18 protein-coding genes are annotated in these 16,188 nt (G+C 70.9%); 5 read left to right on the plus strand and 13 right to left on the minus strand.

Translation table 11 applies throughout. The annotated features are described in order from the left end of the window. Window position 1 precedes the first annotated feature (1 nt). The 3 genes from ACVGV2_RS19205 to mshA all read right to left on the minus strand — a co-directional run bounded on the left by ACVGV2_RS19205 (window position 2) and on the right by mshA (window position 3,154). Window positions 2–745, minus strand: coding sequence for a phosphoglyceromutase (locus ACVGV2_RS19205; RefSeq protein ID WP_459163740.1), 744 nt, complete (start codon window positions 743–745; stop codon window positions 2–4). Between the two features lie 544 nt (window positions 746–1,289). Further along, entirely contained in the window at window positions 1,290–1,784 is a 495-nt protein-coding gene (locus ACVGV2_RS19210) for a type III secretion system chaperone family protein (RefSeq protein WP_459166058.1), read from the minus strand. A 77-nt stretch (window positions 1,785–1,861) separates the two neighbouring features. Continuing rightward, the gene (mshA, locus tag ACVGV2_RS19215) at window positions 1,862–3,154 is read right to left on the minus strand and encodes a D-inositol-3-phosphate glycosyltransferase (protein WP_459163741.1); all 1,293 of its coding nucleotides are present in this window, start codon (window positions 3,152–3,154) and stop codon (window positions 1,862–1,864) included. Between the two features lie 447 nt (window positions 3,155–3,601). Between mshA and ACVGV2_RS19220 the strand changes: the two genes are divergently transcribed. Further along, window positions 3,602–3,916 carry an ArsR/SmtB family transcription factor gene (locus tag ACVGV2_RS19220; RefSeq protein ID WP_459163742.1) on the plus strand — a complete coding sequence of 105 codons (315 nt, stop codon included), beginning with the start codon at window positions 3,602–3,604 and terminating at the stop codon, window positions 3,914–3,916. A 111-nt stretch (window positions 3,917–4,027) separates the two neighbouring features. On the opposite strand, the gene ACVGV2_RS19225 is transcribed toward ACVGV2_RS19220, so the two are convergent. Continuing rightward, window positions 4,028–5,125, minus strand: coding sequence for a L,D-transpeptidase (locus ACVGV2_RS19225; protein WP_459163743.1), 1,098 nt, complete (start codon window positions 5,123–5,125; stop codon window positions 4,028–4,030). 281 nt (window positions 5,126–5,406) lie between these two features. Here ACVGV2_RS19225 and ACVGV2_RS19230 point away from each other — a divergent pair, with 281 nt between their 5' ends. Further along, on the plus strand, window positions 5,407–6,147 hold the full coding sequence (locus tag ACVGV2_RS19230) for an SDR family oxidoreductase (RefSeq protein ID WP_459163744.1): 741 nt from the start codon (window positions 5,407–5,409) through the stop codon (window positions 6,145–6,147). A gap of 12 nt (window positions 6,148–6,159) precedes the next feature. Here the strand turns inward: ACVGV2_RS19230 and ACVGV2_RS19235 are convergent, their stop codons facing one another. Further along, on the minus strand, window positions 6,160–7,191 hold the full coding sequence (locus ACVGV2_RS19235; protein ID WP_459163745.1) for a chymotrypsin family serine protease: 1,032 nt from the start codon (window positions 7,189–7,191) through the stop codon (window positions 6,160–6,162). Between the two features lie 164 nt (window positions 7,192–7,355). Beyond that, a complete protein-coding gene (locus tag ACVGV2_RS19240; protein ID WP_459163746.1) occupies window positions 7,356–8,513 on the minus strand; it encodes a UDP-N-acetylmuramate dehydrogenase in 1,158 nt (385 codons plus the stop codon). On the opposite strand from ACVGV2_RS19240, the gene ACVGV2_RS19245 reads away from it, so the two are divergent. Next, window positions 8,512–9,033 (plus strand): DUF2505 domain-containing protein, encoded by a 522-nt coding sequence (locus ACVGV2_RS19245; RefSeq protein ID WP_459163747.1) that lies wholly within the window; start codon window positions 8,512–8,514, stop codon window positions 9,031–9,033. The two genes, ACVGV2_RS19240 and ACVGV2_RS19245, sit on opposite strands and share 2 nt — an antisense overlap. A gap of 139 nt (window positions 9,034–9,172) precedes the next feature. Here the strand turns inward: ACVGV2_RS19245 and ACVGV2_RS19250 are convergent, their stop codons facing one another. The 6 genes from ACVGV2_RS19250 to ACVGV2_RS19275 all read right to left on the minus strand — a co-directional run bounded on the left by ACVGV2_RS19250 (window position 9,173) and on the right by ACVGV2_RS19275 (window position 12,508). Next, complete coding sequence (locus ACVGV2_RS19250; RefSeq protein ID WP_459166059.1) at window positions 9,173–9,727, minus strand: YbaK/EbsC family protein; 555 nt, start codon at window positions 9,725–9,727, stop codon at window positions 9,173–9,175. Between the two features lie 68 nt (window positions 9,728–9,795). Next, complete coding sequence (locus ACVGV2_RS19255) at window positions 9,796–10,539, minus strand: alpha/beta fold hydrolase (RefSeq protein WP_459163748.1); 744 nt, start codon at window positions 10,537–10,539, stop codon at window positions 9,796–9,798. Then, the gene (locus ACVGV2_RS19260; protein WP_459163749.1) at window positions 10,536–10,829 is read right to left on the minus strand and encodes a DUF2516 family protein; all 294 of its coding nucleotides are present in this window, start codon (window positions 10,827–10,829) and stop codon (window positions 10,536–10,538) included. Before ACVGV2_RS19260 ends, ACVGV2_RS19255 begins: the two co-directional genes overlap by 4 nt. A 112-nt stretch (window positions 10,830–10,941) precedes the next feature. Continuing rightward, the gene (locus tag ACVGV2_RS19265; RefSeq protein WP_459163750.1) at window positions 10,942–11,571 is read right to left on the minus strand and encodes a hypothetical protein; all 630 of its coding nucleotides are present in this window, start codon (window positions 11,569–11,571) and stop codon (window positions 10,942–10,944) included. Window positions 11,572–11,576: 5 nt separating this feature from the next. After that, window positions 11,577–11,978, minus strand: coding sequence for a helix-turn-helix domain-containing protein (locus ACVGV2_RS19270; protein ID WP_459163751.1), 402 nt, complete (start codon window positions 11,976–11,978; stop codon window positions 11,577–11,579). Between the two features lie 98 nt (window positions 11,979–12,076). Then, the gene (locus tag ACVGV2_RS19275; RefSeq protein ID WP_459163752.1) at window positions 12,077–12,508 is read right to left on the minus strand and encodes a VOC family protein; all 432 of its coding nucleotides are present in this window, start codon (window positions 12,506–12,508) and stop codon (window positions 12,077–12,079) included. 248 nt (window positions 12,509–12,756) lie between these two features. Here ACVGV2_RS19275 and ACVGV2_RS19280 point away from each other — a divergent pair, with 248 nt between their 5' ends. After that, on the plus strand, window positions 12,757–13,317 hold the full coding sequence (locus ACVGV2_RS19280; RefSeq protein ID WP_459163753.1) for a CGNR zinc finger domain-containing protein: 561 nt from the start codon (window positions 12,757–12,759) through the stop codon (window positions 13,315–13,317). Window positions 13,318–13,497: 180 nt separating this feature from the next. On the opposite strand, the gene ACVGV2_RS19285 is transcribed toward ACVGV2_RS19280, so the two are convergent. Continuing rightward, complete coding sequence (locus ACVGV2_RS19285) at window positions 13,498–14,709, minus strand: DUF445 domain-containing protein (RefSeq protein ID WP_459166060.1); 1,212 nt, start codon at window positions 14,707–14,709, stop codon at window positions 13,498–13,500. Between the two features lie 280 nt (window positions 14,710–14,989). Between ACVGV2_RS19285 and ACVGV2_RS19290 the strand changes: the two genes are divergently transcribed. Next, on the plus strand, window positions 14,990–16,159 hold the full coding sequence (locus tag ACVGV2_RS19290) for a pyridoxal phosphate-dependent aminotransferase (RefSeq protein ID WP_459163754.1): 1,170 nt from the start codon (window positions 14,990–14,992) through the stop codon (window positions 16,157–16,159). Window positions 16,160–16,188: the final 29 nt, after the last annotated feature.

The raw sequence follows: 16,188 nt of genomic DNA on the forward strand, positions 1-16,188 counted from the left end.
ATCAGCGCCCCTGCTGCGCCACCGCGGCGGCGGCGTCCTCCGCCGCCTCCGGATCGAGGTAGGTACCGCCCGGCTTGACGGGGGCCATTCGTTCGTCCAGGTCGTAGCGCAGCGGGATCCCGGTGGGGATGTTCAACCCGGGGATGTCCTCGTCCGAAATGCCGTCGAGGTGCTTGACCAGCGCCCGCAGCGAGTTGCCGTGCGCGGCGAGCAGCACGGTGCGGCCCGCGCGCAGGTCGGGCACGATCGCCTGCTCCCAGTACGGCACCAGGCGGGCCACGACGTCCTTCAGGCACTCCGTCCGCGGCAGGTCCGAGCCCAGGTCGGCGTAGCGCGGGTCGCCCTCCTGGCTGTACTCGTCGTCGGGGTCGATCTCCGGTGGCGGCGTGTCGTAGGAACGACGCCAGAGCATGAACTGCTCCTCGCCGTGCGCATCGGCGATCTGCTTCTTGTTCTTGCCCTGCAGCGCGCCGTAGTGGCGCTCGTTGAGCCGCCAGTCCCGGCGCACCGGGATCCAATGCCGGTCGGCGACGTCCAGCGCGATGTTCGCCGTCGAGATCGCGCGCCGCAGCAGCGACGTGTGCACCACGTCCGGCAGGACGCCGGTCTCGGCCAGCAGCTCGCCGCCGCGGCGGACCTCGTTCTCTCCCTCCTCCGACAGCGGAACGTCGACCCAGCCGGTGAACAGGTTCTCCGCGTTCCACGTGCTTTCGCCGTGCCTGAGCAGCACCACAGTCCCAGTCATACAACCAGGCTAATGCTCGTGCGGCGCGCGCGACGTCGTGCGCGTCATCGGATGGTTATCCGATCACGGTGCGTCCGCAGCAGCAGTGTGTTCGCCATCACAACCGATGACAAAATGCCGTCCGCATGACTGCTCTGTGTTACGTTCACACCCAAACCTCACACGGATGGAGTAATGTGCCGGTCTTGTGGCTGGCTTAGGACTCTGCGAAGTTGGCAGAGCTCTCCTTGATCGGCTATCACGCACTCCCCGGTCTTGCGAGAGTTCAGTGCGGTTCGTTCTCCCCCAACGGACCGCGCCCGCCTGACTTGAGCGCGAACCGCGCGCAGGTCAGCACGGCGGGACCTGTTCGCGGGGCGGTTCGAGCTCGCGACTCCCCCCTCTCTCCCGAGCCGCCCCGCGGTCCCCGCCGACACCGGCGGGAACCGCACCCACCGGGTGCAGCAGTGCGCGCACCCGAGCCCGCGCGCCCGAGCCAGGGCACCCAGCCCGCGTACCCAACAGCACCGGGTCGCGATTCACCCGGGACTGCTGCTCCAGCACCTCACCCGGAGTCCTCCGCGGGCGGCAGCGCCCCCTCGCGCTGCACCAACTGCTGGAACGGGCGCAGGTTCGCCAACGACTCGCCCCGCGCCTCGCGCCAACCCCACTCGCGCCGGATCGCCGTGCGGAATCCCAGCTCCAACAGCGCGTTGAAATCACCGTCGGCGGCCTCCAGGACCTGCCCGAGCAGCCGGTCCAGCTCCTCCGGGTCCACCGCCCGCCGGCCGAGCCTGCCCACCAGGTAGACGTCGCCACTGCCGTCGAGCGTGTAGTGCACCCCGTACAACCGGGCGTTGCGCCGCAGCAGGTACCGATAGACGTCCTCGTGCGCCTCGTCCGGCCTGCGGCACACGAACGCCTCGATCACCAGGGCGTGCTCGTCGAGCACCACCCAGCAGTTCGTCTGCAGCTTCTTCGTGCCCGGCAGCGTGACGAAGAACCGCCCGGTCCCGTGCACGCGGTAGTCCAACCCGCTGTCGATCAGCGCGGCCTCCACGACCGCAGCCGCACCTCCCGGATCCGCCGCCCCGGAAGCGTCCTGCTCGCCACCGGCGGCATCGTCCGTCGCAGAGCTCACGCCGTCACCTCCTGAGTACCCAGCCGCGCGTGGAACGCCCACTTCGCCCGGGCGTAAGTGTCCACCAACGCGTCCGTGGTGCGTTCCCAGGAGAACGTCTCCGCATGCTCGGTCGTCGAGGAAGCCAACCACCGCCGGTACTCACCGGAGGTGGTGACCTCGGCCAGGGCCGCGGCCCAGCGATGGACGTCGTGCCCGTCCACGAGCAGCCCCGACCGCCCGTGCGACACGGCCACCGGCAGCCCGCCCACCGCGGCGGCCACGACCGGCGTGCCGCACGCCTGGGCTTCCAGGGCGACGAGCCCGAAGGACTCGTTGTAGCTCGGCACGGTGATCACGTCCGCCGCCCGGTAGATCTGCGGCAAGTCTTCGTACTGCGGCGGGAGGAACCGCACGACATCGGTGATGCCCAGTTCCGCGGCGAGCTGCTGCAACGCCTCCGGACGCTGCAGGCCGCTGCCCGAAGGACCCCCGACGACGAGCACGACCAGCCGGCTGCGCAGCTCGGGGCGCTGCCGCAGCAGCTCCGCCGCGGCCCGCAGCAGCACGTCCGGAGCCTTCAACGGCTGGATCCGGCCCACGAATCCGAGGATCACCGCGTTCCGGGGCAGTCCCAGGTGTTCGCGGGCCGCTGCCTGGTCACCCGGGCTGAAGCGGTCCAGGTCCACCCCGGGCGGAATGGTGCGCACCCGGCCCGGCTCGGCCTCGTAGCGCTCGACGAGCTCGCTCGCCTCGGCATCGGTGTTCGCCACGAACAGGTCGGACTCGCGCACCACCTGCTCCTCGCCGATCACGCGGATGTGCGGTTCAGGCTCGTCCCCCTCGGCCAGGGCCGCGTTCTTCACCTTCGCCAGCGTGTGCGCGGTGTGCACCAGCGGCACCCCCCACCGCTCCCGCGCGAGCCAGCCGACCTGGCCGGACAGCCAGTAGTGCGAGTGCACGAGATCGAAGTACCCGGGATCGTGGCAGGCCTCCACACGCAGCGCCCCCGCGGCGAACGCGCACAACTGCGAGGGCAGGTCCTCCTTGCCCAGCCCCTCGAACGGACCGGCCACCACGTTGCGCACCAGCACTCCGTCGGCCAGTTCCACCACGGGAGGCACTTCCGAGGACGTGGCGCGGGTGAAGATCTCGACCTCGGTGCCCTGCGCGGCCATGCGTTTCGCCGTCTGCGCGATGTAGACGTTCATCCCGCCCGCGTCACCCGTACCGGGCTGCTCCAGCGGCGACGTGTGCAGGGAGAGAACAGCGACACGGCGCGGCCGGAAACGTACTGTGTTCGTGGTCATCTGCTGCCCATCGTCAGCGTGTTCGGCGGCCCGAGCTCTTCGGGCGCCGTCCACCCCGACACCCACAGGGGCGAAAACATTCCCGCGGCGGCGCTTCCCGCGACGGCTGCGCTTGCCGCGACGGCATGCTCCCCGCGACGGCTGCGTTCCCCGCGGCTGCTCGTGTTTCCCGCGGCGGCGTGCTTCCCGCGGCGGCGGGTCGTGCACGCCACCCGGGACCCACCCGCCACGTGCCGAGGTGAGCGGGGCGGACGCTACCGCTCGGTTGAACGACCACTGGACGGCCAGCACCGAGGACGTGACCGTCCCCACAACAGGCCTCGAACCGGACGTGTCCACCGGACACGCACGCACCGCGGGCGCGTGCTCCGCCGCCGCGGCCGCGTTCGCGCAACGCCGTCCCGGCAAGGCCTTGCCGCGCAACCCGATGTCCGTACGATCGGTCGCGTGTCGCTGCGCCACCCGAACCGCGGCCAAATCGAGATCACCGAGGTCCTGCACGCGTTGGGACACCCGGTGCGCTTGCACATCGTGCGGGTCCTCGCGGAAGGCACGGCGCTGCCCTGCGGCGCCCTGATCGCCCCCGTCTCCAAGTCCACCATGACCTACCACTGGCGGGTGCTGCGCGAAGCCGGCGTGATCCACCAGCGCTACGAAGGCCGCGAGATCGTCTCGACCCTGCGCCGCGCGGACCTCGACGTCCGCTTCCCCGGCCTGCTCAGCGCGGTGCTGTGCACCGACACCGCGACCTCGCCCGCGTGAGGACCCGCGTCCACGAGCCGGGCGTCCACGAGCCGGCGCAGCCGCAACCGTTCTGCGCTGCGCGGAAGGGTTCCCACCGCAGGGCAGCGGCGGCATCCGACCGCGGCCGGGTCAGCTCTGCTGGTGCAGCGCGGACATCGTCTGCCACTCATCCCACGGGATGAGCCAGTCGTAGACGTCGTAACCGGGTTCCATGTCGCTGGCCGAACCCGTCACCTCCACCGGATCCCCGATCATCGCCGAGTCGTAGTACTCCTTGGCGTTGCCGGAGGTCAGGTTGACGCAGCCGTGCGAGTTGTTCGTGTTGCCGATCGCGGCCGCGTTGGCGTCGTGCTCGTGGATGAACTCGCCGTGGTTGGAGAACCGCACGGCCCAGCTGTGCGGCTCGTTGAAGTACCCGTACTTCGGGTTGGTCATGTACTGCACCGGTACCCGCGCCATCACGATGTAGGTGCCGTTCATCGTGCGGCGCCCCGGGTCCCACTCGGCGCCGAAGGCGGCGGGATAGGTCGCCACGGCCTGCCCGTCGCGCTCGACGACGATCTGGTGGCTCTGCACGTCGGCCTTGACGATCTGCTGCCGCCCGATGTCGAACTCGGTGCTCATATTGTCCTCGCCGAACGCGCCGCCACCGAACGCGACACCGCGCAGGTTCGTCTCCACCCGCACGTGCGTGTTCGCGGGCCAGTACTCCTTCGGGCGCCAGTCCACCTTCTCGTCGGTGAGCCACGCCCACGAGCCCTCCACCGGCTGCGACGGCTGCACCTTCAGCGCGCGCTCGACGGCGGCCTTGTCCTGCACCGGCTCGTCGAACTCGATGCTGATCGGCATCCCGACGCCGACCTCCTGGCCGTCGTTCGGGCTGATCGTCGCACCGATGGTGCTCTCCGGCGCCAGCGTGCGGAACTCCCCGCCCACGGGCACGAGCTTGCCGTCGGCGCCGAGGGCCTTGCCCGCCCAGGTGTAGTGCACGTCGTAGCGCAACTGCTGCGAGGGTTGCCACGTGCTCCGGTCCGGGGAGAGCGCTCCGGTGATCACCGAACCGTCCGAGCCGGTCAGCGTCACGTGGTCCAGCCAGCCGTGCTGCACCTTCGCGCTGATCGGCGCTGTCGGATTGACCGCCTGCGCACCATCACCGGGAGCGACCGCCACTCGCGCGGCTGGTTGCGACTCCTCTTCCGCCTCACCGCATCCGGCAGCGACTGCCACGACCGCGATGAGCCACAGCATCGCGGTGAGCGCTCGTGAAAACTGTTTCCGCCACACGATTATCGCCCCACCCACTGCTCGAATCGAACCCCGCACTCCACATGACGCCTCAAGATCTGGGGTTTTGCATGTGGATGTCGTGCGTATCGTCACCCTCGGCGGGCATGGGTTGCGCTGCTACGACACGATCTCGGCAGCGGCGGAACACGCTGCTCACACCAACCGGAACCGGCATCCGCGCGGATGCGCGAAGACCAACCTCGCGAGACAAGGACACGAACGTGAACGAGTTGAAACATCACGCGGTCGTGACAGGCGCGAGCTCCGGCATCGGAGCGGCCACGGCGCGGCGGCTGGCCGCGGAGGGGTATCAGGTGACCATCGGTGCCCGGCGAAAAGACCGCATCGACGACCTCGCCGCGGAGATCGGCGGCACCGCCGTGCCGCTCGACGTGACCGATGCCGAATCGGTCCAGACCTTCACCGACCGGATTTCCGCGTGTCACGTCCTGGTGAACAACGCTGGCGGCGCCAGGGGAAGCGCCCCGATCGCCTCCGCCGACGAGGACGAATGGCGCTGGATGTGGGAGACGAACGTGCTCGGCACGCTGCGGGTGACCAAGGCCCTGCTGCCGAAGGTGGTCGCCTCCGGCTCGGGACACGTGATCACGGTGACGTCGGTGGCAGCGCGCGAGGCCTACGACAACGGCGGCGGCTACACCTCCGCCAAGCACGCGGAATCGGCACTGCACCGCACCCTGCGCGGCGAGCACCTCGGCGAGCCGGTGCGGTTCACCGAGATCGCGCCGGGCCTGGTGGAAACCGAGTTCTCCGAGGTGCGCTTCGGCGGGGACACCGAACGAGCCGCCGCCGTCTACCGCGGATTGACCCCGCTGACGGCCGAGGACGTCGCCGACGTCATCGGGTTCGCCGTCACCCGCCCGGAGCACGTCAACCTGGACTTCATCGAGCTCAAGCCGCGTGATCAGCACTCGTCGACACGGGCGCACCGGCGGACGTGAGTCCCCTGGGCGCTACGCGCCGACACGCGCCCCGGCCAGGCACAACCGCACATCGAGCTCCGCGAGCACCTCGGCGATCGGGTTGGCGAACCCCACCCGGCCGGTGCAGCTGCCGGCCACGTGCAGGCCGGCGACGCGGCCGAGCGGGTCGAGCACCGCGGCACCCGCATCACCGGCGCCGCAGTACAACCGGCCGGTGCCGGTGATGCGCAGCTGCTCCCGCAGCACGCGCACCCCCAGGGCCTCGCCGTGGTCCACGCGCACGCTCGCGTCCACCGAGGTCACAACGCCGCGGGTGAGCCCCGTCCCGAACCCCACCTTGCACACCCGGCTGCCGGGAAACGCGATCGCCGAACCGCGCTGCCCGTGAACGCTTCCCACCTGCCCGTCATCGGCCGCACCGCCGGTGGCGGGCAGGAGCGCGTCGACCTCCGCCGCGGCCAGGCTGACCGCCGCGGCGTCCACCCGCCCGGACAGGGCAGCGCGGTCCAGCGCACCGCAGGTGTGCCCGTGCAACGGGTCGACCATGGCGTCACCGACGGTCCAGGCATCGTCGAGGCAGGCCACATCGAACGTGGTCAGCCCCAGCGTGCTCCCCTCGGAGAGCACCAGCGGCCCGAGCGTGCCGATGCGGTGGTACTCGTCGGCCACCGGCACCTGCGGCCGGAACAGCCGTGCCGTGCGCGCCGGACTGACGCCGCGTCCAGACAGCGCACCGCGCGAGTCGGGACGCTGGGCCGGCGGCCGGGTCAGCGCTTGGTCGCGGGAGCAGTGGATGTGCCACAGCACCGGTTCCTCTTCGACCACGTCGGTGGCGATCCCGGATATCTCGGCGGGGACGCGCTCGTCGACCGGAACATCGGCCGCGTCCCGCTTGCGCACGACCGACACGAGGATGCTCTGCACCCCCGTGCCGTGCCCGGACCTGCGCTTCTCGCCGATGTCCACCGCGGTCACCCCGGGAAGGTCCAGCAGGTCGTCTTCGGCGGCTCGCTTGACCGGGCGGATGAGGGCCCGGTCGCGCAGTTCGCTGATCGTCAGCATGGCACCCCCTCTGCGCACACGCGCTGGTTCGGGCACCGGAGGCCGCCGCGCGGGCGGGGCTCCGCGGGACTGAAAGCCGGTTTCCGGAACCGCCCCCATTAAACACTGACGGTTAAGGATCAGTCACGAAGAGTCATACAGCTGGTCGTTCGGGCCGAGGCCGCTCACAGCGAACACCCTACGAGCACCGGCTCCGGCGCCAAGGACACCCCGAAGGCAGCGACCACGCCGTCCCGAACGTCGCGGGCCAGCCGCAGCAGATCATCCGTCGTCGCCGCACCGCGGTTCGTCAACGCCAACGTGTGCTTCGTCGACAACCGAACGCGTCCACCCGGGCCCGCGTAGCCCTTGCCGAACCCGGCGTGCTCGATCAACCACGCGGCCGAGAGCTTCGTCGACGCCCCGGTCGGGAACTGCGGCACCCGCTGCCCGTCCACCGACCGCTCGATCCGCGCGAGCACCGCGGACAGTTCGGCATCCGGCACGATCGGATTGGTGAAGAACGACCCCGCGCTCCAGGTGTCGTGATCGGCCGGCTCCAGCACCATCCCCTTGCCGCGGCGCAGCGCCAGCACCGCTTCCCGCGCGTCGCCGACCGGCACCCGCTGCCCCGGCTCCGCCGCCACCGCGCGCGCCAGCTCCGGGTACCGGATCGGCGCGGACATCCCGTCGGCGGTGAGCACCAGACGCACCCGCAGCACCACGGCCCTGCCGCCGCGCTCAGCCGCACCCGGCTTCAACGAACTCGACCGGTAGGCCAGCCCCAACTCGCCCGCCGGCACCGTGCACACCCGACCGGTGGCGCGGTCGAACAGATCCACCGACTCCAGCACGTCGGCGATCTCCACCCCGTAAGCACCGACGTTCTGCACCGGTGTCGCCCCGGTCAGCCCGGGTACGCCCGACAGGCACTCGACACCGCCCAGCCCGCGCCGGACCGCGTCGGCGACCACGTCGTCCCAGTCCTCACCCGCCTCGACGGTCAGCCGCACCCGGCCGTCGCCCAGCTCGGCGCACTCGCGCCCACGGGTGGCGATGCGCACCACGCGGCCGTCGAAACCGGTGTCGCCAACCACCACGTTGGAACCGCCGCCGAGCACCAGCAGCGGCACCCCGGCCGCATCGGCGGCCCGCACCGCGTCGACCAGCTCCTCCGCCGACTCCGCGGACAGCAGCGAACGCGCCGGACCGCCCAGGCGCAGCGTGGTGAACTCCGCCAGCGGCCGCTGCTCGGCCGTCGTGGACGGGGATGTGGTACTGGACAAGTTCTCGGCACCGGAGGTCGCAGGGGGCACGTTCGTCAACGGTAACCTTCGCCCCATGACCCGCCGCATCGAGCACCGCAGCACCAACGACTGGCCTGCTGCCCGCGTGTTCGCAGCGCTGATCGACGTCGAGTGCCTGCGGGAACGTCTCGACGCGCACAGCGGCCAGCGCGCGGCGCTCGTGGCGCACGAACCGGGCCCCGACGAGCACGGCGCGCGCTACCAGGTGCGGCACAGCATCGCGCTGAACACGCTGCCGGCGGCCGCGCGCAGCCTGATCCACGACGACCTCACCCTCGACCGCAGCGAGTCCTGGCGCCCCACCGACGAGGGGTACGCGGGCGAGCTCGCCGCGGAAGTCCGCGGGGTGCCCTGTTCGATCACGAGCTCGATGTGGCTGCACGACCTGCCCGCAGCAGGCGAGACACCGGCGTGCGAACTGGTCGTGTCCGGAACCGTCCGCGTCGGTGTGCCGCTCGTGAGCGGCAAGCTCGAAGACCTCGCGGCCGAGCAGGTCCAGAAGCTCCTCGCCGAGGAGGAGCAGTTCACCACCCGGTGGCTGGCCCGCCGCGGGTGACCGCCCCCTCCCCGCGGAGATGCCCGGAACAGGACGGGAACGCTGCACGGGGCTCGAGCAGGACAGCCGTCCCAGCTGGACAGCGGACTCAGCAGGAGAGCGGACTCAGCTGGCCAGCGGTCCCAGCAGGAGAGCGGACTCAGCTGGCCAGGCCGTCCACCACTTCGGCGTTCGGCGAACGCCCGAGCAGCTCGCCGGGCACGAACAGCTTGCTCGCCCGCAAACCGCTGCCGATCACCACGACCGGCTGCTCGAGCACCTGGGCGTCCACGAGCAGCGGCCACTCCCGCGGCAACCCCAGCGGGGTGATCCCGCCGTAGGCCATCCCGGTCAACTCGACGGCCTCGTCCATCGGCGTGAAGGAGGCCTTGCGCACGTCGAGCCGGCGGCGCACGGTCGTGTTCACGTCCAACCGGGTCGTGGCCAGCACGACGCACCCGGCGTAGCGGACCTCGCCGGAGCGCTTGCCGGAGACGACCACGCAGTTCGCCGACAGTTCCAGCGGCGAGGCGTACTCCTCGCAGAAGGCGGCGGTGTCGGCCAACTCCGGATCGATATCGGCCGCACCGATGCGCTCGGCCTCCTCGGTCGGCAACGCCCGCACCGCCGCAGCCACGGGCTCGGCGAGCGCATCACCACGGGCCAGGGCCGGTTCCGGATGCAGCTTCCCGGCCGCGGAAGTCCACTCCACAATCCTCTCCGTTCACCGATCGCGTTCTCGCATCCACCGACGCGTCGCCAGCGGACTCGCCTCCTACGAGATCAGGTCAAGAAGTCCTGCAAAAGCCCGCGCAGCTGCGCCCGGTGCGTCATCATCGGCGCCCGCGACGGCAGCGGCGCGCACCTGCCGCGCGGGAACGCTCGCGCCACGTCCCGCGCCACCGGCTCGGGATGCATCGGATCATCCACCGCGGCGATCACCAGCACCTCAGTTGTGACCGCGGCCAGCGCGTCCGCCTCGGACACGGGCGCTTGTTCGGGCAGGGTCCGCAGCGCGGGGCGCAGGCGGCGCAGCGCCGCCGCACGCTGCTCGACGTACTCACCGGCGTCCACGCCGTCCGGCAGCGATTCGCGGATGCTCTCGCGGAGCGCGGCGCCGTCGTCCTCGGCCGCGCGCTCGACGAGGGCCGCGAGCTCACCGAAAACCCGGGAACGGGCGGGGTGGTGCGGCTGCTCCAGCGCCGCCGGCTGGATCAGTGACAGGCGGGTGAACCGGTCCGGCTTGTCCGCGGCGATCCGGGTCAACGCCCCCGCGCCGAGGGACACGCCGACAGCGCGGTCGGCCCCCGTCTCGTCCGCCGCGCGAAGCACGTCGTGCGCCACGTTCTCGTAGGTCCAGTAGTCCGGCGGAGCATCCGCCGCGGCGCCGTGGCTCGGCAGCGTGACCACGACCCGGGTGCCGCGCAGGCCGGAGGCCGGAATGCGCGCCTCACCCGGGGTTGCGCCCAGACCGTGCACCACCAGCGTGACCGGCTCGCCGCGTCCGCGCGCGTCCCAGCGGATCACCAGTAACTGCCTCCCTGGACTTCCCGGAGCTTCGGGCCGACGTCCACGACGTAGACCAGCGCGGCCACGAGGCCGGCGATCCAGAAGATCATGCCACCGCCCCCCGGCCCCCGGGACAACGCGAGCACCAGCACCGCACCACCGGTGATCCCGAGCCAGGCCGGTTTGCTCAGCTTGTCCGCCGCGGTGAAGGCATCGGTCCGCTGCATTGCCGCGTGGATGAACGCGTACACCCCGACGGGGAGGCTGGCGATCCACAGGACCAGCAGAATCACACTCGCCAACAGCACAGGGCCCACCCTACGTGGTCGAAGTTCCAGGGCACACCCGCCTGCGCCCCGCGGGGCGCGCAGGACGCAGGCGGGGCCGGCCGATGCCGGCACGGCTGCTCCGCGGCTGCGCTCAGCTGTCCGAGGTGCCCTGGGACGAGCCCTTCGAGCCGTTCTTCGCGGCGGAGGACTTCTTCGCGGAGGTGCTGCCGCCGCTCGAACCGGCGGGCTTCTCCGCGCCGGAGCCGCTGCCGGTGGTCCCGGTCGCCGCGCCCGGCTCCTCCCCGGCGTCGGGGCGGGCGGGGCTCACCGTTCCGAGCACGTCGTCGGCGAGCTCGCGCACCTCGCCGACCGCGTCGTCGATCTTGCCCTGCGCGGTTTCCACGCGTTCGCGCACCTGCTGCACGCGCGGCTCGGCCTGCATCCGGTCCAGGGTCTCCTCGCCGCGGTCGGCGAGGTAGCCGTACAGCTGGCGCGCCGAGTGCGTGTACTGGTCGACGAGTTTGCGCAGTTCCGCCGGGTCCAGCTTCTCGCGCAGCCCGTCGAGGTCGTTCGGCAGCTCCTGGCGGGCGGATTCGGCCCGTTCGCTCAGCTGCGCGCGGATCTTCTCCAGCCGCTCCAGCACGGTCTGCGCGGCGATGTCGCCCGCTCCGAGCGCGGCGAGCAGCGGGGTGCGCGCCTGCTGAGCCAGGCTGCCCAGCGACTGCGTGCTCTCCGAAGGGGCGTTGGTCGTGTCGGTCGTGGTCTTCGTTTCGGGGGGCATGCGGATCACTCCTCGCTCTCGGACACCGTGCCGTCGTTCTCGTTGCGGAACGAGCCGTAGATGTCCAGCAACACTTGCTTTTGCCGCTCGGTGAGTTCCGAGTCGGCCAGGATCGCGTCCACCACCGGGCCGCCTGCGCGCGGTTGCAGGATGCCCGCTTGGACGTAGAGCGCTTCCGCGGAGATCCGCAGCGCCTTCGCGATCTGCTGGAGGATCTCCGCGCTGGGCTTGCGCAGCCCACGCTCCACCTGACTCAGGTACGGGTTGGACACGCCCGCGCGTTCGGCCAACTGGCGCACCGAGATCTGCGCGTTGGTGCGCTGGGCGCGGATGTAGCCGCCGAGATCGGTGACAGCCTGGTTCACGGCGTCGTTGACGCTCGAGACGGATTTGTTCACGCGACCCATGTGCTGCCACCTCCGACTGCAGCCGCAGCCTACCCACGGGCGCTAGCTATTGCAAGCACCTTGCTTGCAGTCCGTTCCGAGCTCGCGCGTTCCGCGGATCAGGAATCGCAGGCGCACAGGCAGAACGGGTGCCCCGCCGGATCGGCGTACACGCGGAAGGACGCCTCGTGGCGGTCGGGCGGCTGCGGGAGCTGCCGCGCCCCGGCAGTGAGCGCCCACTCGTGCGCAGTGTCGAGACGGCTCACCCGAACATCGAGATGCGCCATCTGCGGCAGCTCCGCGTCCGGCCACGTGGGCGGCCGGAACTCCGGATCGTGCTGGAACGCCAACCTCGCTCCGCCGAACGGGTCCGCGAGCTCCACCCACTCCGCATCCGACTCGTCCTCGTCGACCTCCCAGCCGAGCAAGCGCCCGTAGAACCGAGCCAGCGCCCGGGGGTTCGGACAGTCCAGCACGAACGCGAGCACCCGCAGCGGAGTCCCCACCTCCGCAGCTTCCGCCCGTACCGCACCCGAATCCGCGGTGACCATCCGCACACCTCGCTGTACTCTCGCGCAATTCCCGCCACCACCGAGCCCGCCGCACGCTGCACCCCCGCCACCGGAACACGGGCGGCGCCTGCGAGGGCAGCCGCTCCCGCGCGGACGCGGCGACCATCCCGCAACGACCGTCCCCGGCAACGCCGCGCCGGGAGCCAGCGGCGACATCGCAACCACCACTGCGTGAACGCAGGTTACAGGGGCTCGGTACATGCCGTTTCGTGACTTACGATAGGGACGTGAACAGCAGAGCTGTCGCTCCAGTGATGGACAATCCCCCGGTCGTGGACTCGGCGGGACCCACCGTCGAACACGACCTCGAACTCGTCCTGGCGTTTCTGAACACCTACGACGCTGAAACCGGGACCGAACTCCTCCGCGATCACGTGCGCTGGCGAAGCTGGTGCTTCGAGCGCGGGCTCGGCGTCCCCAGCAGTACCGAACCGACCCTGCAGGCCCGAGAAGCGATGCGCAACGCCGTCACCCTCGGTTCGCTGCCGGACACGGCCATGCCCCACGCATGGCCGGTGCGGGTGGAACTGCGGCAGGGCCTGCCCGTGCTCAGCGGCACCGATGCGCTCGGAACGGTGCTCGTCGCAGCGATCCGGCTCGTGCACACCGGCCATTGGAACCGCATCAAGATCTGCCCGGCGGAGGACTGCCTCTCGGCCTTCTACGACCGATCGCGCAACAGATCGCGCACCTGGTGCTCCATGCGGGTCTGCGGCAACCGCGAGAAGGCCCGGCTGTGGCGCGAACGACACACCGGAGACCTGACCCGCGACAAAACCCGGGACTGACCACGAAAAACGGCCACCGACCGCGGTGCGGTTCCGAACCGCACCGCGGCACGCCGCCCGGTCATCGTGCGGCACACGTCCGCGGGAATCCCCGTGCGTCGGCGGCGATGCACCTCGCCGGCGAGCTTTCCGGTTCGGAAGCGGGCCCGCCAGTGAGCGGGGCCTGCCGGTGGTGGGGGATCACCCCAGCAACAACCCCGAGACCGCATGGATGGTCAGCCCGGCCAGCGACCCCACGACCGTGCCGTTGATGCGGATGAACTGCAGATCGCGTCCCACCTGCAGCTCCACCTTGCGCGCGGTCTCCCGACCGTTCCACCGGTCCACCGTGTCGGTGATCAGCGTGGTCAGCTCCGCGCGGTAGTTGCGCACCGCGTACACCGCGGCGCTTTCCACCCAGCCGTCCACCTTCTCCCGCATCGCCGGTTCCTCGTCCAACCGGTGCCCCCAAGCACGCAGTTCCTCGCGGACCCGCCGGCGCAATTCGCTGTCGGGGTTTTCCGCGGCCTCCAGCAGCATCCGCTTGGCCGTGGACCACACGGCACCGACCAGATCGCGCACCTCCGGATGTTCGACGATCTGGTGCTTGATCTGCTCGGCCTTGGCCATCGTGCGCGGATCGTGCTGCAGATCCCCGGCGAACTGCACCAGGAAGTCGTCCACGGCGTGCCGCATGCGGTGGTCCGGGTCCGTTTTGACGGCCCAGGCGAACGACAGCACCTCCGCGTACACCTTGTCCGCGACCACCGAATCGAAAAACCGCGGCGACCAGGACGGAGATCGCTCGCTGACCACCCGCAGCACCGTCTCGTGGTTGTCCCGAACCCAGTCGTAAGCCCGGTCGCAGACGAGATCGACGAGCTTGTGGTGAGCACCGTCGGCGAACACCTGGCCGAGGATCCGCCCCAACGTCGGCGACCACGGCTGGTCCACGGCCCGGCGAACCACGTTGTGCTCGAGGAAGGCCTGCACCTCCTCGTCGCGCAGCACCCGCACCGCGCCCCGCAGCGCCGCGGCCAGCTCCGAAGTCACCCGCTCCGCGTGCTCCTCGGACTGCAGCCACCGCCCGGCCCGCCTGCCGAGCCCGGCGCGCCCCAGCTTGTCCCGCACGACGTCCTCGGACAGGAAGTTCGTCCCCACGAAGTCGCCGAGACTGCGCCCCAACGCGTCCTTGCGCGTCGGGATGATCGCGGTGTGCGGGATCGGCAACCCCAACGGGTGCCGGAACAAGGCGGTCACCGCGAACCAGTCGGCGAGCGCACCGACCATGCCCGCCTCCGCCGCCGCGCGGACGTAACCCGCCCACGCCCCCGCGCCCGCGTGCTCCTGCCACCGCGCGAGGAGGTAGATCACCGCGGCCAGCACCAACAGGCCGGTGGCCACGCCCTTCATCCGCCACAGGCCACGCCGCTTGTCCTGCTCCGCTCGCGTCAAAGACTGCACGGTTCGATTCTTCCACCCCCTCCGTATCGCCCAGCCCCGCCGCGCTTGCAGCCCCGCCGCGCTTGCAGCTCAGCAGTGCCTCCCGACCAGCAGCGCTTCCAGCCAGCCGCAGCAACCGGTCCCACCAGCTGCGATCGGCCTGCTGAGCCGGCACGATCGCTTCCCACCAAGCGGACGGGCACGCCAGGACCTACTGCACCGGCCCGAGCGTGCACTAGGCTCGAGCGACGTGCGTACACCAGCTCTCACTTCCCGGCTGCGCCCGTTCACCTCCACGATCTTCGCGGAGATCACCGAACTGGCCCGGCGCACCGAAGCGGTCAACCTCGGTCAGGGCTTTCCCGACACCGACGGACCCGCCGGCATGCTCGAGGCGGCACGCGACGCCATCGCCAACGGCGTGAACCAGTACCCGCCCGGAGCCGGTGAGCCCGAGCTGCGCGCCGCCGTCACCGAACACCGCCGCCGACGTTACGGCCTCGAGCACGACCCGGACGCGGAAGTGCTGATCACGGTCGGTGCGACCGAAGCGCTCAGCGCCACGGTGCAGGCCCTCGTCGAACCGGGCGAAGAGGTCGTGATCTTCGAGCCGTACTACGACTCGTACCCGGCCGCGGTCGCACTCGCCGGTGCGCAGCGGTGCACCGTCCCGCTACGTCCCACGGCGGAGGGCCGCTTCGCGCTCGACACCGATGCGCTGCGCGCCGCCGTGGGGCCGCGCACGCGCGCGCTGATCCTCAACTCGCCGCACAACCCGACCGGCACCGTGTTCACCCGCGAGGAGCTCACCGCGATCGCCGAGGTCTGCCGGAACAACGACCTCATCGCGATCACCGACGAGGTTTACGAACACCTCGTCTACGACGAGCGCTCGCACGTCCCCCTGGCCACGCTGCCCGGCATGGCCGAACGGACGGTGTCGCTGTCCAGCGCCGGCAAGACGTTCAACGCCACCGGGTGGAAGATCGGCTGGGCCTGCGGTCCCGCCGAACTCATCGCGGCCGTCCGCGCAGCCAAGCAGTTCCTCACCTTCGTCGGCGGCGCCCCGTTCCAACCGGCCGTCGCGCACGCGCTGCGCGCCGAGCAGGAATGGGTGCGGCAGCTGCGCGAGAGCCTGCAGGGCAAGCGCGACCGCCTGGCCGCGGGACTCGCCGACGCCGGCTTCGACGTGCTGCGCAGCGAAGGAACGTACTTCGTCTGCACCGACGTTCGCCCGCTCGGCTTCACCGATGGTGCCGAGTTCTGCCGCGGCCTGCCCGAACGGGTGGGTGTCGCGGCGATTCCCGTGCAGGTCTTCTGCGACGACCCCGACAGCACCCGGCACCTGGTCCGGTTCGCCTTCTGCAAACAGGACGACGTCCTCGACGAAGGCCTCCGCCGCCTGCGCAAACTCGTTTGAGGCGCCGACCGGTCCCGCCGCGCGGCGGG

It is taken from the genome of Bounagaea algeriensis (assembly GCF_054491375.1).